Genomic DNA, 23,041 nt, shown 5'->3' with positions numbered 1-23,041 from the left:
CCTTAATCCTCCGTACCCCTTCGCCTGTTGTCGCGGATATAGCGGCTTAAAAGCAAGAGCATAACGATCAGCCCAAGCAGGGACGGCCCGATCTGGCTCCACGGCTGCCAGTCCCGCGCCAGATTGCCGAGCCCGGCTGAGGCAAAGGCGAAGTAGGTGGCGGTTATTTTCAAGCCGTGATCGATGGCGCGAATCCGCCGCCATGCGGTTACCCACAAGGTACGACTGAAATCGTAAAGCGCCACGACGGCCAGAAAGCCGAGCGTGCTGTAGCCGATAGCCGGCGACCATGATGCCTCACCGCTCGCCATGCGACTGAGCAGCAGGCCACAGCCGGTCAGGGCCGCCAATGCCAGCAAGGTATCCAGTAGAGATGGCGCGGTGTGGAAACGCGGCAGGGCGCGCAGCCCGCTGAGATATTGATAGCTGGCCGACAGGGTGACCATGACCAGCGGCCCCGGCCGCGGATAGACAACGACGCCGATAATGGCGCAGATCAGCACCACAAGGCCGGCCGCGACGAACATCCAGCCGGACAGGCGATGCAGCCGGCGGCCTTTGTGGGAAAGCAGCGGCAGCAGACCGAGCAGCAGGGCAAGACCACCGGCGCCGATATGGCTGAGGGTATTAAGGTGATGGAGAGTTTGCATGGCCAGCACGATTGACGGATACCGCCATCCACGCCAGCCGCTTGGGATAAAGCGCGGCTGAGAGGGATGAAACACATCATCACATATCCTCTCAGACGAATTTTTCGGGTTGACCGACCCCCAACCAGTGTTAAGAGCTTATAAAACCGGCGGGACTAAAAGTAAGAATCTCATAAGTAGGAGAGACGCGCTTATGTCTTTGGTAGATAAGCTGTTGATGCCCCGCAAGCTCGAAATCGCCGGTTCGGTGATGATTACCACGCTGTGGTTCTGCATCGGTTTCCAATATTATACCGGCATCGAAACCATCAAGATGGTCAAGACCGTCTTCATCTATCTGGTTCTCGACTATATCTGGACATCGGTGAAGCGCGAATTTTTCCCTAACCTGCGCTAAGGTCTTCCCTCTTCAGTAGGGTTTGGGCCGGCGCGAAACCGGCCCTCACGTCTTTATGCCGCAATCGACAGCGATAAAGAACTGGCGGACGCCATGGCTTTCAGGCTGTTGGCGCTGTAGGCCTGAACCGCACTTTGCAATTCCTTCAGCAGGCTGGCGATATCCGTTGCGGAATTGGTGCTGCTGAGGGTGCTGGAAGCGGTCGTTGACGATGACGTGCCGCTATCCGATGGCGGCAGTCCCGGCGGCGGGCCACCTTGAGGTCCATTGGCACCTTGCGGGGGACCATTGGCGGCCATCTGGGCATCGAAGCTCGACAACTCTTCTGTGGTGACCGAACCGTTGCCGTCAGCATCCATCTTACTGAACAGTTCGTCGGTCTTGCTAGTGTCGCTGTTACCGCTGACCGATGAACTGAAGCTTTCCATCTCGGTCTTGGTGAGGCTGCCGTCACCGTCGCTGTCCATATCCTCCATGGACGGCGGCTTATGATCACCACCTGGACCGCCAGACTGGCCGGATTGACCCGACTGGGCGGACAGCAGCCCTTCCATGATCTGTGATGACAGGGCGCTGATGAAGAAGTCAGCGTTTTCGCTGACACTTGTGGTCGATGAAGCCGAACTGCTGCTGGTGGTTGCGGACGTCGATGAGGACGCACTCGAGGTCGTTTCCGTAGCCAGCTTCGCCTTCATCTGAGACAATAGCTGGGTGAGCGATGCGCTCGCCGAATTGCCTATTTGCATGAGGGACTCTCCTGAAAAAGCTGACACACGAAGGGCCAGCAAGATGAAGGAGAAAATATTCCAATTAACAATATATTATTTTAATACATATTTCAATTTTGAAACACGTTTGACTTATTTTTAACTCGAAATGACAAATAATTTAACCTAAATATATCAGCATCAACACAAAAACAAGATAAATTTACTGTAGGAAAAAACATATCGGCAAGGTTTGCCGACCTTCGATGTCCGCTTGCCTAACCTAAGCACCGCCGCTAATCTGAAAATGGCCGCAAATTGGTCACAAAACGACTCTACCGATTCAGACGTCTCTTCTCCAGCCGAATGATGTGCCCCATGCGCCCGATCCGCCCCCTTCTCACGGTTCTTATTGCCGGCCTCACAGTTGCGAGCGCGGCCAATGCGCAGACGGGCGGTTATGTCGGCATCGGACTGACGCAGAACGTCTTCTTCTCGCCCTCCGGCCAGCCCTTCCGTTCGGCGGCCAACCAGCCCTATCCGGTGAGCGCCTGGGTGGTGCAAGCGGATACCGACAAGGACGGCAAGATCAGCCACGACGAGTTCATAGCCGACGCTCTGGCCTTCTACGACAAGCTCGACCTCAATCACGACAAATACATCAACAGCCCGGAAAACACGCGTTACGAGAACCAGGTGGCGCCGGAAATTCAGCGCATCGATCCGCGTATAAAGCAGCCGGCCAACCGGACCCAGGCGCCCGATCCGGACATGGGGGCCGATCAGGACCCAACCGGCGGCAAGTATCGCAAGCAGATCATCGGCGCCACGCAATACGGCCTGATTGATGAGCCTCAACCGGTGCGTGCCGCCGACGCCAATTTCGACTTCCGCGTCTCAAGGGAAGAATGGATCAACGCCACCAATCAGCGCTTCACCATCCTTGATCGCAACGAGGACGGATTCATCACAGCCGATGAAATGCCCAAGACGCCAGCCCAGATCGCTGGTGAAGTAACGCCCGACGACAAGGCCGGCAAGGGCAAGAAAAAACGTTCCGGCTTATGGTAAGATGCCGGTGAAATTATCTGCGTAATCTCGCGTTGACGATGAAATGCGCCCGCAATGGCGCAAGCCTTGGAATTTTCACCTCGCCTTGACTGCCCATCTATGTTACCGGCGCTGTTTGAATTTCAGTGCACAGGCCTGCCCTGGTGCGCTCACGGAAGAGTTCGCAGCGTGGTCAAGACAGTTCGCACCTTGGGTTTGTTTGGCTTGGGCGCCTTTGGCCGCCTGATCGTAAAGCATCTGTCGCCCTATTTCGACATCTACGCCCACGATCCAAGCCCTGAGGCCAGACGCTATGCCCGCCGCCACAATGTAACGCGCGTCGATCTTCCGACGGCGGCCGCCTGCGATATCGTGGTCCTAGCCACGCCGATCCGCAGCCTGAAGGCGCTCGCTGAAGCGATCGCACCTCACGTCAAGCCTTACGGCCTCGTCGCCGATGTCGGTTCGGTGAAAATGAAGCCGGCCAAATGGCTGGTCGATGCCCTGCCCCCGACCGTATCCATTCTGTGCACCCACCCCTTGTTTGGCCCGCAATCGGCGCGCAAGGGCATTCACGATCTGGAGATCGTCGTCTGTCCGGTGCGTGTCCGTCATGTCGATACCATAGTTAAATTCTTTGCCAATACGCTGGACCTTAAGGTGTCACTGGCAACGCCGGAGCAGCACGACAAGGCGCTGGCGGCCGTACAAGGCCTGACCCACCTTATCGCCAAGGTCTTAAGCGGGCTTGAGCCCCTGCCGACCGTCCACACCACCCGCTCCTACGACCTGATGATGCAGGGCGTGGGGCTGGTGTCGGGCGATTCCGATGAATTATTTCTGTCGATTGAGCGCGACAACCCCTTCGCCGCCGAAGTGCGCAAGCGCTTCTTCAGCCAGATCGACGCGCTGCGCAACCGACTCGAATCGCACGATTCCGGCAAGTAACAGGGCTACACCCCCCGCTTCTCCGCGGCATGGTTCTCCGCCATCGCCAGGGCAACCGCCGCCAGTGGCATGTCCGGCTTGATGGCTTCCGGCTTGCGGATACCAAACATCTTGCGGAAGACATCACGGCGTTCATGGACACTGGCCAGCACCAGCCCCATCGGCACGCCAAGATCGATCAGCGTGTTTTCCGCCAGTTGCAAAGACGCCTCGATAGTTTCAGGCACAGCGTCGGTGGCGCCCATCTGATACAGGCGCTGGGCGTGCGAGGCGTCACGCGCACGGGCGATGATATGGACATCCTCACGCATGGCGCGCACCGCCTGCACCACCTTGTCGGTAAAGGCCGGATTTGACACCGTCACCACCACGGCGCGGGCGCGGGCGATACCGATGGAATGGAGAAAATCCGGCATGGAGGCGTCACCATACCAGGCTTCAATACCGGCGGCACGGGCTCGCTGGGTGACCTGCGGGTTGATATCAATGACCAGGAACTCGATCTGGTGCATCCTCAACATGTCGATGACCAGTTCGCCGACGCGTCCGAAACCGACGACGATGACCTTATCGGCCTCGCTGACGGTCTCCGGCGCCACGGTAGTCGCGGCCTCACCGCTCTTGGCAATTGATTTCGACAGGCGGCCAGCGGCGGCGGCCAGGAAGGGAATGGCGAACAGTGACAGGATCGACGCCACGATGACGGTCTGCCCCAGATCCGCAGACAGCACCTTGTGGCCGATGGCCTGGTCGATGATAACAAAGGCGAATTCCCCCGCCGGCCCAAGCACCGCTGCGGTTTCGATGGCACTGCGGTTGTTCATGCCGAAAAGACGCGCCACCGGATAGATGATCGCGGCCTTGATCAGGATCAAACCTGCCGCCAGCCCCAGCACCAGTGCCGGCTGATCGAGCACGGCGGTGATTTCGAGGCGCGCCCCGACCGTGACGAAGAACAGGCCGAGCAGCAGGCCTTTGAAGGGCTCGACCATGTTTTCGATTTCGCGGCGATATTCGGTTTCGGCCAGCAGCACACCGGCGACGAAGGCGCCAAGCCCCATGCTCAGCCCCGCCATGACCGAGATCTGCCCAGCCACGAGCACGCACAGCAGACAGGCCGCCATGAAAAGCTCACGCGAATTGGAGAAGGCCACGGTATTGAACAGTGGACGCAGCAGCCAGCGACCTCCGACCACCAGCACGCCCATGCCAACCAGGGCCGGGATCAGGGCCAGCAATCCGCCCAGACTGCCACCAGCCGCGCCAGCCGCGCCACCGGCCAGCATAACCACGGTGATCATGATCGGCGCCACGGCGATATCCTGCGCCAGCAGAACGGCGAAGACACTGCGGCCCGAAGCGCTTTTCAGTGCCTTGCGATCGGCCAGTACCGGGATGACCACAGCGGTCGAGGACAGGGCGATGGCCATGCCGAGCGCGATTGAGGCCACGATGCTCTGGCCCATGATCAGGAACAGGCCGGTCAGGGCCAGCGAACACAGCGCAACCTGAAGGGCGCCCAGGCCGAACACAAGGCGTCGCATGGATTTCAGACGCTCGAACGTCAGTTCGAGCCCAATGGTGAAGAGAAGAAAAACAACGCCAAGTTCGGCGAGTTGGTGAACGGTGTGCGACCGCATGACATCGAACGCATCAAGCACCGGCCAGATTTTCTCAAGTCGTCCCATGACATCGGGCCCAAGCAGGACGCCAATGAGAAGAAAACCCAGAACACTTGAAACCTTAAAGCGCTGAAAGATCGGAACAACAACCGCGGAAGCCAGGAGAAAGACGATAATGAAGATGTAATAGCCTTGCGCGTCCGTATTGAGGACAGGGGCAAAGGCTTCTTTTGCTATCGTGGTCACTGGATGGCCAACGGATGCGTTCATCTTCGATTACTTATCCTTTTAGGGGGAGCATTACCTATAAGGCGAACCAGACATCCTATGTAACCCCTCAAATACATTTTTTCGTGAAACATTACGGAAAATTCATGAGCCACTTTCCGAAAAGTGGATAAGTTGCGAAATAGTATCTTTTTTATCAATCGCGACATGGCGCCTACACCTGCCGCGTGGAAAGTGACCTATGACATTCCTGAAAATTCTCGCCTCCACCTCAGCTATTGCCGGGCTGGCCCTAACGTTTGCTCCCGCCCACGCCGGTAACTGCATCGACGCCTATTGCCGCATGGAAACGCTTGAAAGCTTCGATGCCCTGCTCGCCGCAGACGCCTCAAGCGGCAGCAACGATGCCGCCCCCAACACGGTCGCCAAGAAGTTCGGCACCTGGGGCATCGACACCGCCGGCATGGACACCAGCGTCAAACCGGGCGACAGCTTCTTCGATTACGTCAACGGCACCGCCGTCAACACCATGGTCATCCCCGCCGACCGCACGTCTTATGGCTCCTTCCTGCAACTGCGCGAACTGTCGGAAAACCGCATGAAGGTGCTGATCACCGGTCTGGCCGCGCAAAAGGGCCTGACCGGCGATGACGCCAAGATCGCCGCGCTTTACAATGCCATGATGGACGAAGCGACCATCGAGACGCTCGACATCAAGCCGCTCACCCCGACGCTTTCGGCCATCAAGGCCATCAAGAGCAAATCTGAGATGGCCGCCTGGATGGGCAAGACTTCCGGTACGATCGGTTCGGCCTTCTTCGGCGCCTATGTCGATGGCGATGCCAAGAACCCGCAGGTTAACGTGCTCTACGTGGCGCAGTCCGGCCTCGGCCTCCCCGACCGCGACTACTACCTGAAGGACAGCTTCGCAGAGAAGAAGACCAAGTACGAGGCCTATATCGTCAACATGCTGACCATGGCCGGCTACCCCAACCCCGCCCAGACCGCCAAGGATATCCTGGCGCTGGAAACCAAGATCGCCGAGGTGAGCTGGACCAAGATCGAGCGCCGCGACGACAACAAGACCTACAATCCGATGACACGCGCTGAACTGGCGACCTTCGCCCCGGCTTTTGAATGGGACAGCTACTTCAAGGCCGCCGGCGTCGATAAGGCCAGCAAGCTGATCGTGTCTGAAAACACCGCCTTCCCCAAAATCGCCCAGATCTATGCCGACACCCCGCTGGAAACCCTGAAAGCCTGGGAGGCCTTCCGCACCATCGATCAGGCCGCGCCCTACCTCTCCAAGCGCTTCGCCACCGCCCAGTGGGAATTCCGCTCGCGTGACCTTTCCGGCGCCCTTGAGCAGCGTCCGCGCTGGAAGCGTGCCATCAGCGTTACCGACAGTGCTCTCGGTGAAGCCATCGGCCGCACCTATGTGGCGCAATATTTCCCTGCCGACTCCAAGGCCAAGATGGAAGGCCTCGTCGCCGACCTACGCGCCGCTCTCAAGATCCGCATTGAAAACCTGACCTGGATGAGCGCCCCCACCAAGGAAAAGGCGCTGGAAAAACTCTCCAAGTTCGGCGTCAAGATCGCCTACCCCGACAAGTGGCGCGACTATTCCGCCCTGACGATCAAGGAAGGCGACCTGTTCGGCAATATCGAACGCGCGAACGCCTTCGAATGGGACTTCAACGTCGCCAAGATCGACAAGCCGGTCGATCCACTCGAATGGGGCATGACACCGCAGACCGTCAACGCCTACTATTCCCCGACCCGTAACGAGATCGTCTTCCCCGCCGCCATCCTGCAACCGCCCTTCTTCGATCCGGACGCTGATCCGGCCGTCAACTATGGCGGCATCGGCGGGGTTATCGGCCACGAAATCACCCACGGCTTCGACGATCAGGGCCGCAACTATGACGGCGACGGCTTCCTCAAAAGCTGGTGGACCGCCGAGGATTCGGCCAAATTCGACGCCCAGACGAAGAAGTACGGCGAACAGTATGACGCCTTCGAGCCCCTGCCCGGCGTCCATATCCAGGGCGGCCTGACCATGGGCGAGAACATCGCCGATCTCGGTGGCAACCTGCTGGGCCTCGACGCCTACCGCCTGTCGCTCAAGGGCAAGCCTTCGCCCGTCCTCGACGGCTTCACCGGCGATCAGCGCGTCTTCATGGGCTTTGCTCAAGTCTGGCGCTCGAAGTACCGCGATGACGCCATCAAGCAGCAGGTCGCTACCGATCCGCACTCGCCGGCTGTCTTCCGTGTCATTGGGCCGGTGCGCAATATCGATGATTGGTACAAGGCCTTCAATGTCCAGCCGGGTGAGAAATATTACCTGAAGCCGGAAGACCGCGTCCGCATCTGGTAAGGGCCGCAGGTCCTTACGCCGGAATCTTGACACCGCATGTCGAGATTTTCGCAGCCTGATACTGAAAGCCCGTCTGGAAACAGGCGGGTTTTTTGTTGAATGGAAATTGACTCACGACCATATTTTTAAGGAATTTTCGTCATATTTAATATAAAAATGCCATTATAAACAAAACTCTAAATAACAACTACACCTTACAAAACCTACACATCTGACAGCAACTCTCGCTCACAACTGCTTAACCCCCTTGCGATAACATTGTTTCGATTAATCAGAGTTGCGTGAGCATAAGGGGTTACATAATGGCAAACGGGTTGGCGCTGATCATTGAGGACAGCCAGACACAGGCACAGATCATCGGGCGCATGCTCGCAGATGAAGACTGGACCTACGTCCTGGCCAAGACCCTGGAGGACGCCGAACGCGTTATCCTGCAGCAGCATCCCACCTTGCTGTTTGTCGATGTCTTTCTGGGAGAGGAAAACACCCTTCCGCACCTTGGCCGCCTGCGCGATCTGGCGCTTGAGGCCACCGTTGCCGTGATGACCGCCGGAGACCGCAGCGAAGCTATCGAAGAAACGCTCAACATGGCCCGCAAGGCCAAGGTCGATTACATTCTGCGCAAGCCCTTTTCGCGCAATCAGTTGCGCGCCATCGTCCAGTCGGCCGAGCAGGATCAGGCCGAAGGCAAGCATCGCTACCATGCGCTGGTGATTGATGACAGCGCGACCGCCGGCAAGGTGACCGGCCAGATGCTGACTGACAACGGTTATCGCGTCAGCATTGTCAAGTCGATGGAAGAAGCCCTTGAAGACGTCGATATCGCTCACGTCGACCTGGTATTATCAGACATTTTCATGCCCGGCATGGGCGGGCTGGCCGGCATCAAGATCATCAAATCGACCTGGCCCAAGGTCAAGATACTGGCCATGTCCGGCGGACTCAACACCCGCATCACACCCGAACGCGCCACCTCGGCCGCGGTCAAGGCCGGCGCCGATGCTGAAATCAGCAAGCCTTTCAAACCCGCAGAACTCGTGCACCTGACTTTGGAAATGATGGCGCGGCCAACCACGGCCTATCAAGAAAGACAAGCTTAAGCCGCGGTTCGGTCTCGCGTCATGTACTCTTGATCGCGGACAACCGGACACCGAACGGACCGTTATAATAGATACATTCCGAGTCGTTGTTGCTGTGCTGGAACTGACCTGAAAAGGTCACGGACTGCTCAAGCCGCAGAGCCATGACGGCGGCATAGGCCGGGTCGGTTTTCCTGACGAGCGCTTCAAGCCGGATGCCCTGGCCAAGAGTGATCTCCAGATCGGCCGTGCCATCGAGCGTGGAGACGCGCAGGTCGCGCACCTTGCCCTGCCAGTTATCAAAGCGATCATAGGCCTTGAACTGCTCACAAAAGCGATCGGACTCTGCGCCGGTGCGCGGCAGGGCGAGAAAAGCCGTCTGCGTGGCGGGCAGGGTGATAGCCGGCGCAGGCGCCGCTTTCTGTGGCGCAGGCTTGTAGCAACCGGCCAGCAGGAGAACGGCACAGAGAAAAGGAGCAAATCGTATCATGGGCAACCTCGCGGGGCGGGTTGCCCGGTTCTCAAGTGTTGCCGAACTCGATGACGCAATCAAGGCCGGAATTGGCGGTAGCCGGCGTGACGATGACATCGATATGATCGCTCAGCAGGGCAGCCATGTTATCAAGCGCCGTCCCGACCTCGGCATTGCTCTTCGCAGTCAAGATGGCGTCCATCTTGATGTTCAGATCGAGCGACAGCCCCTTCATGATACATTTCAGGTCGTTATCGGTGCCGCGCGCTTTCAGGGTCATGTGGCCCTTCTGATCATCAGCCGACAGATTGCGGATGGCCTTCGTATAGGTCTTGAACTTCGGCTGCCGCAACAGGTCAAGCGCCGGCGTGAAGGCCCTGGTCTCGATTTCCAGGCGCCGCGCGCGGGTTACCAGGCCGGCGAAAAAGGGATCGCGCGAAATTTTGCTGGTGGGCGCAGCCGACGATGCCACCGGCGCGGTAGCGCAGGCGGTTTGCGCCATCAGAGCGGCGCACAGGGCCAGTACAAGCGGAGCGGCTTTGCGGAAACAGGTCATGACGTCTCTTATGCCAGAGCCAGTCCAACAAAGCGTTAATACAGGCCTCTCCGGCGCACAGACATGACCTCCGTCGTTCCAGCCCGAACGGACGTCATCCCGTGTCTGTGCGCCAGAGGTCGCGCTGATACTGTCAGATAAGAGCGCGGGAATTTTGCGTCAGTAATGTACGACTTCAGCCTGGCCATTGGGATGGCACGGCACACCCACCGCACATTCCGGTCCGACGGACGAAAACGCCCAGACCAAGGCGGCGATAACGACCGTCACCACAATCATGGCGACGACAAAACGCGAAAAGTTTTCTGCTGTAGGCGACTTCCTCATGGCTTTGCCCTCCTTAAGGGAGTCTTATTTATAACACCGTTCCACTACATTTAGAAGGGGTTTACTATATTTTTTGACTCAGGTGTCAAAATACCGCTGACTTTTTATTTTCCCCTTATAGGCGAGTAACTTGCGCTTTCGGATGTTGTCCGTTTGCGGCCTTTCTGGCCAGCACTCTTGTCTCAAAGCCGCCAATGCTTTAATCGGCGCGCATGAGCGAAAATCCAGAAAACCCCGTCCCGTTCTTTCGTCCTGAGGCACGCAGTCCACGCGGCTTTATCGACAAGCGCAGCCATCAGATCGCCATCGAGCGCCATCTGATCACCACCGTGTCGAAGGTCTATGAGGACTTCGGTTTTGAAGCCCTGCAAACGCCGGCGTTTGAATATGCCGATGCGCTCGGCAAGTTCCTGCCGGATTCAGACCGCCCCAATGTCGGCGTTTTCGCCCAGCAGGACGACGATGAGCAATGGATGGCGCTGCGCTATGACCTGACCGCGCCGCTGGCGCGCTTCGCGGCGCAGAACTGGGAAACCCTGCCCAAGCCCTTCCGCCGCTACGCCTTCGGGCCGGTGTGGCGCAACGAAAAACCGGGCCCCGGCCGCCTGCGCGAATTCATGCAGTGCGACGCCGATATCGTCGGCTCCGATCGACCCGAGGCCGATGCCGAAATGATCGCCCTGGCCGTGGCCGGATACAAGGCGCTCGATGTGCCGGCCCGCCTGCGCGTCAACAACCGCAAACTGCTGAATGGCCTGCTGACCAGCCTCGGCGTCAGCGAGCCCGGCCAGCAACTCGGCGTCCTGCGCGCCATTGATAAACTCGACCGCTTCGGCCTTGAAGGCGTGGCCCTGTTGCTCGGCGCCGGCCGCAAGGATGACAGCGGCGACTACACAAAGGGCGCCCAGCTCCCCGAGTTCGCCATTCAGCCCGTCCTCGATTTCGTATCGGCGGGCGGGGCCGCCACCCGCGCGGCGGTACTGGAAAAACTGGCTGCCGTGCTGGCCAATTCGGCCGAAGGACAGGCGGGTCTCGAAGACCTGACGCGCATCGATACTGCCCTCACGGCTATGGGCGTTGGCGAAGAAGCCGCCATCTTCGATCCGGGCATTGTGCGCGGCCTCGAATACTATACCGGCCCGGTTTTTGAGGGTGAACTGCTACTCGAAACCCGCGACGACAAGGGCAATCTGGTCCAGATGGGCAGCGTCGGCGGCGGCGGCCGTTATGATGATCTTGTCGCGCGCTTCACTGGCCAGCAGGTGCCGTCCACCGGCTTCTCGTTCGGCGTATCACGTCTGGCGGCGGCGCTGGCCCTGACAGATCTCGGCAAGAAGAACGTGGCGCGCGGCCCGATCGTCATTATCGCCTTCTCCGAATCCGATATGGGCGAGTATTTCAAATTCGCCGCTGACGTGCGCGCCGCCGGCATGGCCGCCGAGGTCTATCTCGGCCGTTCAGGCATGAAAGCGCAAATGAAGTACGCCGATCGCCGACTCAGCCCCGCTGTGGTCATGATGGGCGAAGACGAGCTGAAAGCCGGTCAAGTCACGATCAAGGACCTCGATCTCGGCCGCGACTTGGCGATGCAAATAAGTGACAATAAGGCATGGAAGGAAGGGCGCCCCGGCCAGGTCACCCTGTCACATGCAGAAGCCATCAACCATTTGAAATCTATAACGGAAAATCGTTGATGGCGGCGTCAATATAACCTTGATTTTCACGCCGTTTTGACCACGACGTTATAAAGGTTAAGAGCGCTTGAAATAATTTTGACGCAACGTCACAAAACCAGTTGACAGTGCGGCCCTAAAAATGTTTTCTCCAACTCAAGAGAACGGAACTTCCCCAGTAGAGCGAAGTCAGTTCCCAGCGTTTCGGGGAGGAAACGCTCGCTTATAACAAATAAAAAAGCTCGCCGGGTCTTATCCCCCCTGTGCGAGCTTTTTTTTTGGTTTAAATCCTGAAAATATGACACTGTCGTCAAAAACTGTTAACCGGTTGTTAAGGCGGTGATGTCGTATCGTTCGGAACAAGATTACCAAATGTTCATGAGACGAGAGCGTTAAACTGTATCAAGGTGTGCGCTTGTTTCGGGAGCGCACGACGTCTCCCTTACCGGAGAGACCTCATGCGCGCCAAAATCCTCACATCTGCTTTAGCCATCAACATCGCCCTGCTGGCCTTGCCTGTCATCGCCGCTGTGCCGGCAGTCAATGACAAGGCCGCCGCCAGCCACCTGTTCGGCGAGACCGATGCCGCCGCTTCCGATACTGTGGCGAAAAGCTACGGCACCTGGGGCTTTGCCCTCGATGGCATGGACAAGACGATCCAGCCCGGTGATGACTTCTTCAACTACGCCAATGGCGCCGCGCTGAAGGCCATGACCATCCCCGGCGATCAGCCTGGCTATGGCGCCTTCAATCAACTGGCAGATCTCTCCGAATTCCGGCTGAAGGCTCTGGTGACCGGTCTGGCCGCACGCACCGACCTGACCGGCGAAGATCTGAAGATCGCCGACCTCTACCGCAGCGCCATGAACGCCGACCTGAAGAACAAACTCGACGTCAAGCCGCTGCAACCCGAACTGGAGAAGATCGCCGCCATCAAGACAAAGGCGGACATGGCCAGCTTCATGGGCTGGACGTTGCAGGGCTTCGGCGCGGCCTTCTTCAATATCTTCGTCTATGACGACGCCAAGAAGCCCGGCTACCGCGCGCTGCAATTGACGCAGGGCGGCCTCGGCCTGCCCGACCGCGACTATTACCTGTCGGAGACCTACGCCGATAAGAAGGCGGCCTACGAACTTTACATCAAGGACATGCTGACCCTGACCGGCTACGCCCATCCTGAAGTCGCCGCGAAAAACATCGTCGCCATGGAAACGGAAATCGCCAAGGTAAGCTGGACCAAGATCGAGAGCCGCGACGACACCAAGACCTACAACCCGATGGCGCTGAAGGATCTGAACACCTACGCCCCCGGCTTCAACTGGGACGGTTTCTTTGCCGCCGCCACAGTGAGTCAGGCGCAGAAGGTCATCGTCGGGCAAAATACCGCCATCCCTAAGATCGCCAAGATCTTCGCCGACACGCCGCTCGAAACCCTGAAAGCCTGGGAAACTTTCCAGGCCACCGATCAGGCCTCGGCCTATCTCGGTGATCGCTTCTATAACCGCCGCTTCGAGTTCCGTTCCAAAACCATGTACGGCATCGCCGAGCAGCGTCCCCTGTGGAAGCGCGCCATCGGCACCACCGACGACAAGATCGGCGAAGCCCTTGGCCGCGCCTATGTCCGCGATTACTTCCCGCCTGAATCCAAGGCCAAGATGGAAGCGCTGGTCCATGACCTGCTGGCGGCCATGAAGCTCCGCATCGACAACCTGACCTGGATGAGCGCGCCCACCAAGGCCAAGGCGCTGGAAAAGCTCTCTACCTTCGGCGTCAAGATCGGCTACCCCAACAAGTGGCGCGATTATAACGGCCTGATCATCAAGGCTGACGATCTCTACGGCAATATCGAGCGCTCATCGGCCTTTGAATGGGCCTACAACGTCTCGCATATCGACAAGCCGATCGATCCGGAAGACTGGGAAATGACGCCGCAAACGGTCAACGCCTACTATTCTCCGACCAAGAACGAGATCGTCTTCCCCGCCGCCATCCTGCAAGCCCCCTTCTTTGATCCGAAGGCTGATCCGGCCGTCAATTACGGCGCCATCGGCGGCGTTATAGGTCACGAAATCACCCATGGTTTCGACGATCAGGGCCGTCACTACGAATTCGACCGGCGCGCTTATCGACTGGTGGACGCCGGAAGACGCCACGAAGTTCGAGGCCCAGACCGTGGCGCTCGGCAAGCAGTATGATGCTTACGAGCCCGTCCCCGGTTTCCACGTTCAGGGCGGCCTGACCATGGGCGAGAACATTGCTGACCTCGGCGGCATCCTGCTCGGTCTCGACGCCTATCACCTGTCGCTCGGCGGTAAGCCGGCGCCGGTGATCGACGGCCTAACGGGCGATCAGCGCGTCTTCCTCGGCTTCGCGCAGGTGTGGCAGAGCAAGTATCAGGACGACTTCATGAAGTATCTTGTGTCGTCAGATCCGCACTCGCCCGACAAATTCCGCGCCATCGGTTCGGTGCGCAATGTCGATGCCTGGTATAAGGCGTTCGATGTGACCAGCGGTAAGTACTATCTGAAGCCCGCCGACCGCGTCCGCATCTGGTAAGCCAGGGTCGCGGACCCTGGACCCGGAATTTTGACAGCGCGCGTTGAGCTTTCCGCCGCTGAGTTTCTCCTCCCTTGCAAAACAGTGGAGGAGAAATAGGGGCAAACTTAACTGCCGCTGGCCTTGACCGAATCCCAGGACCGGACCGGCGCAGGATTGGCGACCGGCGCGGTATGAACCGTGATCGCCTGTTGCAGCCACGCCAGAGCCGCATCGGCCTGCGCCGGCGGCATGTCACGGCGCAGCAACTGCTCGGCTTCCGGCAACTTGCCCTGCAGGCCCAGCACCAGCGCCAGATTCTGCCGTACCTGCAGCGTGGCGCCGGGTTGCGTCGAAGCTGTGCGCAGCAAGGGTTCAGCGCCAGCAAAATCGCCGCGCGTCACTTTCGACATTGCCATATTGGTCAGTACCATCGGATTGTTGGGCGCCAGAGCCAGCGCCTTGGCCCAGGTGGTCTGGGCCTCTTCGGGGCGCTTGGTCTGATCATAGGCCACACCGAGCAGCGAATAGGCCTGCCAGTCCTTCGGCTTCAATTCGATGGCGTGTTCAAGCGGATCGATCGCAAAGAAGGCGTTGTTGTCGGCGATATGGGCACGGCCGGCGGCGATCAGCAGGTCATGATTATCGGGCGCGAACAGCAGCACACGATGGGCCGTATCGGCGGCCTCGGCATAACGGCCAAGCGCGCGCAGGGCGTTCGACAGGTAGAGGCCGATCTGAACATTCGTCGGATCATGCTCGAACTGGGTGGTGAAGAAGGTGGACTGGGTCAGGGCATCCGCGCGCAGCACGCTCTCGATATCAGCCTTGCTCGCAGGCTTCCAGGTGCCCGTCTGTGATGCCGCCTTGAGATTTGTGGTCGGCCCCGTCGACGTGGCCTCTTTTGATTTATCCTTACCGAACAGGCCGGCAGAGGCCGGTGCCGCGCTCAAAAGCAAGGTAGCGGCCAGGCTTAAGGTGGCATAGCGAATAAGCGACATAATCGAACTCATGAATTTGAACGGATTAAGACTTCAGTGACCGCTGTGAAGATAGAGTTAAAGCTCTTAACAATGGTTAACGAGACCCAACGATGCCCAAGCCGATCAAAGCCGCCCATCCTGCCGCCGACAACACCCTGATCGCGCTGTTCGAGGAGGACGCGGCAGTCGCACTGGCGGCGCTCAAACCGGCTCAGGCGAAGTATCTCAGTTTGCGGGGGTTCACCGGCAAGGCGTGCAGCCTGATCGTTGTGCCGGAGGACGGCGGAGTCAAGGCATGGTTCGGACTAGGCGCGCGCAAGACCTATACGCCGATGACCTTCCGTGCCCTGCCGGCGCAACTGCCCAAGGGCCTGTGGGCACTGGACTATGACAAGGGGCTCGATGCCCACGCCATCCACGTCGCCTGGGGGCTGGGGGCCTATAGCTTCACCCGCTATAAGGCCAGCCATGCGCCAAGCGAGGTGCGGCTTGATGACTCCCATCTCGACGAGCCGCAAAAAATAGAGATCGCCCGCGAGGTGAAGGCGCACAGCCTGGCGCGTGATCTGGTCAACACCCCGACCAACGATATGGGGCCCGGCGATATTGAGGCCGAGGCCCGCCAGATCGCGGAGATGCACGGCGCCGAGATCTCGGTCATCATCGGTGACGACCTGCTCAAAGAGAATTATCCGGCGATCCATGCCGTCGGCCGCGCCGCCGGGGCAGACAACCAGCCGCGCTTTATCGAGGTCACCTGGCAGCCGGCAGGCGTACCCGGCCCATTGCCCGTGGTGGCGCTGGTCGGCAAGGGCGTGGCCTTTGATACCGGCGGACTCAACATCAAGGGCGGCGCCGGCATGGGGCTGATGAAGAAGGATATGGGCGGCGCGGCCCACGCCCTGGCCCTGGCCGACTGGGTGATGGCCAGCCAGTTGCCGCTAAAGCTGCATGTGCTGATCCCAGCCGTCGAGAACGCGATTTCCGGCAATGCCTTCCGGCCCGGCGACATCCTGGCTTCACGCGCCGGCCTTTCCATCGAGATCGGCAATACCGACGCCGAAGGCCGGCTGATCCTGGCCGACGCCCTGACCCGTGCCGGTGAACTTGAACCCGCCCTGACGATCGACTTCGCGACGCTCACTGGGGCTGCGCGCGTGGCGCTGGGGCCGGAGGTTATCCCATTCTACACGGATGACGAAGATGTGGCGCGTCAGCTTGAGGTCTGCGCCATCGCCCAGAATGATCCGGTATGGCGGATGCCGCTTTGGGCCGGCTACAAGGATGCGCTCGATTCCGACATCGCCGATATCCGCAACGATCCGGCCGGATGGGCGCAAGGCGGCTCGGTGACAGCGGCGCTTTTCCTGCAACGCTTTGCGCCCAAATCGGGCGCCTGGGTGCATTTCGACATCTATGCCTGGAACCCGCGCGGCCGCGCAGGATCACCCGTGGGTGCCGAGGCCCAGACCCTGCGCGCCGTCTACCATCTGCTCAAGGCGTTCTGAGCTACAGGCGTTAAGACCCGCTTCAGGAACTCATAAACTTCCTATTGACCTTGGCTGTTAAGGCGATCTTTGCATCCCTGCTGTAGGGTGCTCATACAGTAACAGACCTGTAGAAGGCAGACGGCTTTATGACGCATATGAGCGACGACCCTTTCGATAAGCGCACCACCCCTCTCAAGGACGGTGTCACTGATCACGCCCACGAAGGCCTGATCCGCGCGAAGTCCTATGTCGCCGGTGAAGTCCTGAGCTGTTACAACGCGACCGCCCCCATCCTGTCGCAGCCGGAAGCCGGTGCCGAGCAGTGGGACCAGCTCCTGCTTGGCGAGCGCTTCAAGGTGATCGAGCGCAAGCATGACTTTTTCTGGGGCCAGGCCCTGCGCGATGGCTATGTCGGCTATGTGCCGGTGTCCGCCTTCAAGCGCGACTGGTATCTGCCGACGCATTATGTTTCGACCCTGCGCACCTATGTCTTTGCCGGGCCGAACCTGAAATCCTCAACGCTTGCCGCTGTCAGCATGAACGCGCTGGTCTCGGTGACGCGCTACGAAAACGGCTTCGCCTATATCAACGAGATGGGCTGGGTCTTCACCAACCACTTGTCGACTTTTGAAACCTTCGCCAACGATTTTGTCAGCGTGGCCGAAAGCTATATCAACGCACCTTATCAATGGGGCGGTCGCGAAAGCATTGGTCTCGATTGTTCGGGCCTGCTGCAACAGGCGCTTTACGCTGCCGGCTACGGCTGCCCACGCGATTCCGACATGCAGGCCAAGCTCGGTTTGCCGCTGGACATCGGCGCTGATCTGCGCGGTCTGGTGCGCGGCGATCTGGTCTTCTGGAAGGGCCATGTCGCCATCATGATCGATGATGTCCACATCATCCACGCCAACGCCCATCACATGAAGGTGGCCATCGAGCCGCTGGCCGACGCGGTCGCCCGCATCGACGGTTGCGGCACGGGCATGCCGACAGCCTTCCGCAGACTGTAATAGATACCACTGCCTCTGGACGCGCCGCATCGTCGTGTGGTCCCCCCTGCCCTGAAAGCCGGGTTGGTGCAAAAATGAAAAACCCCGCCGGAGCTATCCGACGGGGTTTTTGTTTGCGTCTCTGACTGCCTTAGTGCGCAGGAGCGGCCTCTGCCGGTGCCACGGTCGGCTTTGCGGCAGCTTCGGCCTTCGGCGGCGTTGTACCCGTGGCGGCTGGTGCTGCCGTGGCAAGGACTGCAACCGCGCCGGCAGCAGGCGCAGGGGTAGCGCCCGCAGCCGCAGGGGCAGCGCCCGGCGCACGCGTCGGATCGGGCGCGGGCACGGCATAGCCGGTCGAGCCTTGCGTGTGCAGATAGGCGATCAGGTTGATGCGTTCTTCAGGTTTTTTAACACCGGCGAAGGTCATCTTGGTGCCCTTGACCACCTTGCCCGGCGCGCCGAGGAAGTGGAACAAGGCGTCATAGCTCCAAGCTGGCGCGTCGGCGACGTGCGCCTTCATGGCGTCGGAATAGGAGAAACCAGCGTGGGAAGCGACCGGACGACCGACTGCGCCCCAGAGATTGGGACCGATGGCGTTGGGGCCGCCTTCCTTGTCGTTGTGGCAGGAGGTGCACTTGGTGGTGAAGGTTTTCTCGCCCGCCGCCACATCGGCCGTAGCGAGGACCGTACCCCAGTCAGGCAGGGTTTCGACGGCAGCCGCAGCCCCCGCTTCGCCGCCGGTATCGGCGACTTCGATGGCATAGCCCGGCTTTTCAGGTGCTTCACGATGGAAAAGCATTTCCGAGCCAACACGCACGCCCATGATGACCAGACCGGTCGCCAATACTGCGCCAAGAATCTTATTAACCTGAAGGTCGCCGCTCATCTTGCCAAGATACCCTGTGAATCATTGTTATTAAGCTTAGGCCACAGAACGCGTCTGTCAATATCCGGCCGAACAAGCCTCTTATTCATCTACTTGCGTTTGGCTCTCTGACACGCTACCGCCAAATGCGCAAGCTCACTTTTAAACCCTACGGGCTAAAAGTGAGCTTGCTTAATACTAGGTGCGCTCAAATGCCGCGGGGCTTACCTCGCAAAGGCTCGGGCGCGCGGTCGCGCTTGCCAAATATCAAGATATTTGGAGGGCTTATACAAAATTGAAGGTTAAATCATGACTACGCAAATCATTCGCAAAATCGCCTTCCAGGGCGAGCCGGGGGCTTTCAGCCATCAGGCCATCAAGCGGTGGTTTAGCGACTTTACCCCGACCCCCTACCCGACCTTTGAAGCCGCTTTCGCGGCCGTGCGCGACGGAGAGTGTGAACTGGGCATGATTCCCGTCGAAAACTCGGTGGCTGGCCGCGTCACCGATGTCCACCACCTGCTGCCCAATTCGGGCCTGAAGATCATCGGCGAGCGCTTCCTGCCGATCGAGATGATCCTGATGGGCGTGCCGGAAACCGAGCTGGCCAATATCCGGGTGGCCGCCTCGCACACCATGGCGCTGCTGCAATGCCGCAAGGCGCTGAAAGAACTGAATATCACCGCTGAGGTTTTCCATGATACCGCCGGTGCGGCCCGCGCTCTTTCGGAAACCCGCGAACTCGACCGCGGCGTCATCGCGCCCGAACCGGCGGCTGAACTTTACGGCCTGAAAATCCTGCGCCGCCACATGGAGGACGCCCGCAACAACACGACGCGCTTCCTTATCCTGACGACGGAGGATCGCGTGGTCGAGCCTGAGCCCGGCATCGATTGCATGACCAGCTTTATCTTCCGTGTGAAAAACATTCCGGCCTCGCTTTACAAGGCGCTGGGCGGTTTCGCCACCAACGGCGTCAACATGACCAAGCTGGAAAGCTATATCGAAAACGGCGTCTTCGCCTCGACCGTCTTCTATTGCGATGTCGAGGGGCGCCCCACCGAAGGCGGTCTGAAACAGGCACTGGAGGAGATCAATTTCTTCGCCGTCGATGTCGAGATTTTGGGCACCTACCCGCTTGATCCGTTCCGCAACTCCGAAGGTCAAAGATAATGTCCATCGACCGGATAACCGCGCTGGAAGAAACCGTGGCGCATCAGGGCAAGACCATTGATGAACTGTCCGACCAGTTGACCGAACAATGGAAGATCATCGACCGGATGAAGCGTGCGCTGGAAAGCCTGGGCGAGCGACTGGAGAGCATGGCCTTAGTCGATGCACCGGCGGTCACCAAGCCACCGCATTATTGAGTTGCCTCCTCACCTATAGTGCCACGTTAAGGGAGGGCGAGATTTACGTTGGGTGAACTTTGTTAAAGTGCCCCGTTTACGCGCGAAGCTTTGCCATTCAAAGTGAGGCGCGGTAGTCCCGTTATTGGCCTGCTGGCGGAGAGTTTACGCAGCGGAGTGCAACCCCGCTCAGCCCCGTTCAATTCGGGGGCAGGCCTCCACACCCTTATCTTTTCGCGCTGACCTCGGCGTAGACCGCATCGAAGGTATCGGGCACGATCGGGCCGCTGATCTTGTCGGTGATGGTGCCGTCAGGCATGACGATATAGGTTTCCGGCACACCCGTATTGCCAAAGGCCAGCGCCATCTTGCCTTCCGGATCGCTCAGCGTCTTCACAAACGGATTGTCATGCTGCGCCAGGAATTTCAGCGTGTTCTGCGGTTCGTCCTTCCAGGCGATGCCGATAATCGTCACGCCCTTCGCCTTCAGACCCATTAGTTGCGGATTTTCACTGATACAGGGCGCGCACCACGAGGCAAAAAAATTGACCATGACCGGCTTATCCGAGGCCGCAACCAGCGCTTTCAGCGACGCTGGCGTCCCGTCCTGCACATCGTTCAGCACCACCTCCGGCACCGATTTCCCGACCATTTCGCGTGGTTCGTACTGGGTTTTTTTGTGGAAATTGTAATAGGCCAGAACCGCCAGCAAGCCGACGAACAGCACCAGCGGCGCAAAGTAGATCAGGCGCTTCATTGGCTATCCGCCGCAGCCTGCAAGGCCTCCAGCACCTTACGCCGGCGCGCCTGCACCAGCAGCGACACCACGACGAGAGCACCCAGCGCCAGAAAGCTGAAACCGTAGGAACCCCAAACAAACAGCGCGTACTTGCCCATATCGAAATCCATGCACGGTCTCCTAGTTAAAGCTCAAACGGGCGCGCAGGGCGCGGTACTTGCGGGCGAGGATCTCGGAATCGAGCCGGGTAAGGAACAGCCACAGGGTCAGGGCGTGATAGGCGCCGACCATGACAAACAAAGGCCACAGCATCTCGGCCCCAACGGTCGGGCCGCCCTTGACGAAGATCGAGCCACCCTGATGCAGGCTGTTCCACCACTGCACCGAAAAATGCACGATCGGCAGATTGACCAGACCGACCATGGCCAGGATGGCGGTCGATTTCGCGGCGCGCACCTCGTCCTCGATCGAGGCATGGAGCGCGATATAGCCGATATAGAACAGCAGCAGCACCAGTTCGGAGGTCATGCGTCCGTCCCATTGCCACGGCGTGCCCCACATCGGCATCCCCCACAGCGAACCAGTGGCCAGAGCCAGCGCGGTGAAAACCGCACCGATCGGCGCCAGCGCCTTGGCGGCGGCATCGGCCAGGGCATGGCGGAAGATCAGGCCGAAGAAGCTCGACAACCCCATGGCGCCGTAGATGGCAAGCCCGAGCCAGGCGGCCGGCACATGGACATACATGATGCGAACCGTATCGCCCTGCTGGTAATCCTCCGGCGAGGCGAAGCAGAGGTAAAGCCCCCAGGCGAGCAACAGCGCGGCCAGCCCCGCCAGCCACGGCCGCAAGGGGCGCGTCACGCGGGTGAACCGTTCCGGATTGGCGAGGAAATTGATCATGCTTTCGGACATAGGGGGTTTGGCGATTTTGGGCAAGAGCCACACCCGCCACGCGTTAACGGAATACTTGCGGTTTTACCGTATGATGGATGTGTAGCTGGGAGAGGCTTTATGGCTTTTGGGTTGTTCGATGCCCTGATGGTGGGCGGTGTTTTTGGCGTCACCTTCGCTGTCTATTATTTCGATGTCCGCAAGGATTGCCGCTGGATGGCCTGGCTCGCCGCCTTCACGATGGCGGGTCTGGTTTACGCCATCGAACGCTATCTGCCGAACGCGCCCGAGGCGCGCCTCTATATCCAGTACGCCGTGCTGGGCATGATCGCGCTCAGCATGCCGGCGCGGGCCTGGTTCGGCAACAAGAACTGCCGCCGCATCGCTTACCGAGAGCACCGCATCAAGGCCACGCGCTTCTTACCGTGGTAAGCCTTTAGCTCAACGCACTTCTGAGGGCTGCGCCCATGGCGACGGGGCCCAAGGCCAGGGCGAATAGCGCATAGGCACTTAAAAACGCCAGAGCCTGCAGCGGTGACGCGCCCGTCTGGACCGCCTGCATCAGGCCGGCGCCAAAGATCACCGGCGGCACGTAAAATGGTAACACCAACAACGCCATCAGCACCCCGCCCTTGCGCGATCCGAGCGCCAGTGAGGCACCGATCCCGCCGATCAGGGCGAAGCTCAAAGAGCCGAGAAAAGCCGAGACCAGCCCCATCAGGGCCAGCGACATCGGAGCGCCCAGAATGATCATCACCACGGGGGTCATCAGCGACAATATGACGCCGGTGCCAAGCCACTGACTGATGCATTTCAGCAGCGCGATCAGTTCGAGCGGCAACGGGCCGAGCCGCAGGGTATCGAACACCGCGTCCTCGTAGTCGCGCTCGAACAAGCGCTCCAATGAAAGCAGGCTGGAGAGCGCCAGGCACAACCAGGTCAGACCCGCGGCGATGCGCGACAGCACCGCCTGATCGGGGCCGAGGCTCAAAGGGATCATCGCCATCAGGGTCAGGTAAAAACCGACGCTGAGCAGAGGTCCGCCGCCACGGGTCAGCGACAGGCCAAGGTCACGGCGGATAAGGGCGAGAGAAGCGCGGATCATTCTTCTCCT

The 23,041-nt window shown here is 59.4% G+C and carries 25 protein-coding genes; 13 read left to right on the top strand and 12 right to left on the bottom strand.

All coding sequences use genetic code 11. From position 1 onward, the window contains the following. Nucleotides 1-2: 2 nt before the first annotated feature. Complete coding sequence (locus ABQ278_RS02405) at nt 3-650, bottom strand: hypothetical protein (protein WP_349321041.1); 648 nt, start codon at nt 648-650, stop codon at nt 3-5. A gap of 193 nt (nt 651-843) precedes the next feature. Between ABQ278_RS02405 and ABQ278_RS02400 the strand changes: the two genes are divergently transcribed. Further along, the gene (locus tag ABQ278_RS02400; RefSeq protein WP_349321040.1) at nt 844-1,047 is read left to right on the top strand and encodes a hypothetical protein; all 204 of its coding nucleotides are present in this window, start codon (nt 844-846) and stop codon (nt 1,045-1,047) included. A gap of 53 nt (nt 1,048-1,100) precedes the next feature. Here the strand turns inward: ABQ278_RS02400 and ABQ278_RS02395 are convergent, their stop codons facing one another. Then, nucleotides 1,101-1,793 (bottom strand): EF-hand domain-containing protein, encoded by a 693-nt coding sequence (locus tag ABQ278_RS02395; protein ID WP_349321039.1) that lies wholly within the window; start codon nt 1,791-1,793, stop codon nt 1,101-1,103. Between the two features lie 339 nt (nt 1,794-2,132). Here ABQ278_RS02395 and ABQ278_RS02390 point away from each other — a divergent pair, with 339 nt between their 5' ends. Next, a complete protein-coding gene (locus ABQ278_RS02390; RefSeq protein ID WP_349321038.1) occupies nt 2,133-2,825 on the top strand; it encodes a hypothetical protein in 693 nt (230 codons plus the stop codon). 168 nt (nt 2,826-2,993) lie between these two features. Beyond that, a complete protein-coding gene (locus ABQ278_RS02385; protein ID WP_349321037.1) occupies nt 2,994-3,752 on the top strand; it encodes a prephenate dehydrogenase/arogenate dehydrogenase family protein in 759 nt (252 codons plus the stop codon). A gap of 5 nt (nt 3,753-3,757) precedes the next feature. Here the strand turns inward: ABQ278_RS02385 and ABQ278_RS02380 are convergent, their stop codons facing one another. After that, nucleotides 3,758-5,644, bottom strand: a complete 1,887-nt coding sequence (locus ABQ278_RS02380) for a cation:proton antiporter (RefSeq protein ID WP_349321036.1) — start codon at nt 5,642-5,644, stop codon at nt 3,758-3,760. A gap of 199 nt (nt 5,645-5,843) precedes the next feature. Here ABQ278_RS02380 and ABQ278_RS02375 point away from each other — a divergent pair, with 199 nt between their 5' ends. Both ABQ278_RS02375 and ABQ278_RS02370 read left to right on the top strand, forming a co-directional pair. Continuing rightward, nucleotides 5,844-7,979 (top strand): M13-type metalloendopeptidase, encoded by a 2,136-nt coding sequence (locus ABQ278_RS02375; protein WP_349321035.1) that lies wholly within the window; start codon nt 5,844-5,846, stop codon nt 7,977-7,979. Nucleotides 7,980-8,281: 302 nt separating this feature from the next. Next, entirely contained in the window at nt 8,282-9,079 is a 798-nt protein-coding gene (locus ABQ278_RS02370; RefSeq protein WP_349321034.1) for a response regulator, read from the top strand. Nucleotides 9,080-9,098: 19 nt separating this feature from the next. Here the strand turns inward: ABQ278_RS02370 and ABQ278_RS02365 are convergent, their stop codons facing one another. The 3 genes from ABQ278_RS02365 to ABQ278_RS02355 form a co-directional block, all read right to left on the bottom strand. Next, nucleotides 9,099-9,548, bottom strand: a complete 450-nt coding sequence (locus ABQ278_RS02365) for a hypothetical protein (protein ID WP_349321033.1) — start codon at nt 9,546-9,548, stop codon at nt 9,099-9,101. Nucleotides 9,549-9,579: 31 nt separating this feature from the next. Continuing rightward, on the bottom strand, nt 9,580-10,086 hold the full coding sequence (locus tag ABQ278_RS02360) for a hypothetical protein (RefSeq protein ID WP_349321032.1): 507 nt from the start codon (nt 10,084-10,086) through the stop codon (nt 9,580-9,582). Nucleotides 10,087-10,245: 159 nt separating this feature from the next. After that, nucleotides 10,246-10,413: a hypothetical protein gene (locus tag ABQ278_RS02355; RefSeq protein WP_349321031.1), complete on the bottom strand. Its 168-nt coding sequence runs from the start codon at nt 10,411-10,413 to the stop codon at nt 10,246-10,248. A 212-nt stretch (nt 10,414-10,625) separates the two neighbouring features. Here ABQ278_RS02355 and hisS point away from each other — a divergent pair, with 212 nt between their 5' ends. The 3 genes from hisS to ABQ278_RS02340 all read left to right on the top strand — a co-directional run bounded on the left by hisS (nt 10,626) and on the right by ABQ278_RS02340 (nt 14,642). Beyond that, on the top strand, nt 10,626-12,107 hold the full coding sequence (gene hisS, locus ABQ278_RS02350; protein WP_349321030.1) for a histidine--tRNA ligase: 1,482 nt from the start codon (nt 10,626-10,628) through the stop codon (nt 12,105-12,107). A gap of 437 nt (nt 12,108-12,544) precedes the next feature. Continuing rightward, a complete protein-coding gene (locus ABQ278_RS02345) occupies nt 12,545-14,281 on the top strand; it encodes a M13 family metallopeptidase (RefSeq protein WP_349321029.1) in 1,737 nt (578 codons plus the stop codon). Then, nucleotides 14,163-14,642, top strand: a complete 480-nt coding sequence (locus ABQ278_RS02340; protein WP_349321028.1) for a M13-type metalloendopeptidase — start codon at nt 14,163-14,165, stop codon at nt 14,640-14,642. The genes ABQ278_RS02345 and ABQ278_RS02340 overlap by 119 nt, the downstream gene beginning before the upstream one ends. Nucleotides 14,643-14,749: 107 nt before the next feature. On the opposite strand, the gene ABQ278_RS02335 is transcribed toward ABQ278_RS02340, so the two are convergent. Next, nucleotides 14,750-15,622, bottom strand: a complete 873-nt coding sequence (locus tag ABQ278_RS02335) for a tetratricopeptide repeat protein (RefSeq protein ID WP_349321027.1) — start codon at nt 15,620-15,622, stop codon at nt 14,750-14,752. Nucleotides 15,623-15,714: 92 nt separating this feature from the next. On the opposite strand from ABQ278_RS02335, the gene ABQ278_RS02330 reads away from it, so the two are divergent. Both ABQ278_RS02330 and ABQ278_RS02325 read left to right on the top strand, forming a co-directional pair. Next, nucleotides 15,715-17,112 carry a leucyl aminopeptidase family protein gene (locus tag ABQ278_RS02330; RefSeq protein WP_349321026.1) on the top strand — a complete coding sequence of 466 codons (1,398 nt, stop codon included), beginning with the start codon at nt 15,715-15,717 and terminating at the stop codon, nt 17,110-17,112. A gap of 137 nt (nt 17,113-17,249) precedes the next feature. After that, nucleotides 17,250-18,104: an NlpC/P60 family protein gene (locus ABQ278_RS02325; RefSeq protein WP_349321025.1), complete on the top strand. Its 855-nt coding sequence runs from the start codon at nt 17,250-17,252 to the stop codon at nt 18,102-18,104. A 130-nt stretch (nt 18,105-18,234) separates the two neighbouring features. On the opposite strand, the gene ABQ278_RS02320 is transcribed toward ABQ278_RS02325, so the two are convergent. After that, a complete protein-coding gene (locus ABQ278_RS02320; protein WP_349321024.1) occupies nt 18,235-18,969 on the bottom strand; it encodes a cytochrome c family protein in 735 nt (244 codons plus the stop codon). Between the two features lie 288 nt (nt 18,970-19,257). Between ABQ278_RS02320 and ABQ278_RS02315 the strand changes: the two genes are divergently transcribed. Then, on the top strand, nt 19,258-20,121 hold the full coding sequence (locus ABQ278_RS02315; protein WP_349321023.1) for a prephenate dehydratase: 864 nt from the start codon (nt 19,258-19,260) through the stop codon (nt 20,119-20,121). Then, nucleotides 20,121-20,318 (top strand): SlyX family protein, encoded by a 198-nt coding sequence (locus tag ABQ278_RS02310; protein ID WP_349321022.1) that lies wholly within the window; start codon nt 20,121-20,123, stop codon nt 20,316-20,318. Before ABQ278_RS02315 ends, ABQ278_RS02310 begins: the two co-directional genes overlap by 1 nt. Before the next feature lie 205 nt (nt 20,319-20,523). Here ABQ278_RS02310 and ABQ278_RS02305 read toward each other — a convergent pair whose 3' ends face one another. From ABQ278_RS02305 to ABQ278_RS02295, 3 genes are read right to left on the bottom strand one after another with little or no spacing between them, the layout of a single operon-like run. After that, a complete protein-coding gene (locus ABQ278_RS02305) occupies nt 20,524-21,054 on the bottom strand; it encodes a redoxin family protein (protein WP_349321021.1) in 531 nt (176 codons plus the stop codon). Continuing rightward, on the bottom strand, nt 21,051-21,206 hold the full coding sequence (gene ccmD, locus ABQ278_RS02300; protein ID WP_349321020.1) for a heme exporter protein CcmD: 156 nt from the start codon (nt 21,204-21,206) through the stop codon (nt 21,051-21,053). The genes ABQ278_RS02305 and ccmD overlap by 4 nt, the downstream gene beginning before the upstream one ends. A gap of 10 nt (nt 21,207-21,216) precedes the next feature. Beyond that, complete coding sequence (locus ABQ278_RS02295; protein WP_349322201.1) at nt 21,217-21,948, bottom strand: heme ABC transporter permease; 732 nt, start codon at nt 21,946-21,948, stop codon at nt 21,217-21,219. A 99-nt stretch (nt 21,949-22,047) separates the two neighbouring features. Here ABQ278_RS02295 and ABQ278_RS02290 point away from each other — a divergent pair, with 99 nt between their 5' ends. Beyond that, entirely contained in the window at nt 22,048-22,359 is a 312-nt protein-coding gene (locus ABQ278_RS02290; protein ID WP_349321019.1) for a hypothetical protein, read from the top strand. Between the two features lie 4 nt (nt 22,360-22,363). On the opposite strand, the gene ccmB is transcribed toward ABQ278_RS02290, so the two are convergent. Beyond that, nucleotides 22,364-23,032, bottom strand: coding sequence for a heme exporter protein CcmB (ccmB, locus tag ABQ278_RS02285; RefSeq protein WP_349321018.1), 669 nt, complete (start codon nt 23,030-23,032; stop codon nt 22,364-22,366). Between the last annotated feature and the right edge of the window lie 9 nt (nt 23,033-23,041).

The sequence above is a fragment of the Asticcacaulis sp. MM231 genome (assembly GCF_964186625.1).
Taxonomy (GTDB): domain Bacteria; phylum Pseudomonadota; class Alphaproteobacteria; order Caulobacterales; family Caulobacteraceae; genus Asticcacaulis.
This window is presented reverse-complemented; position numbering and strand designations above follow the sequence as displayed.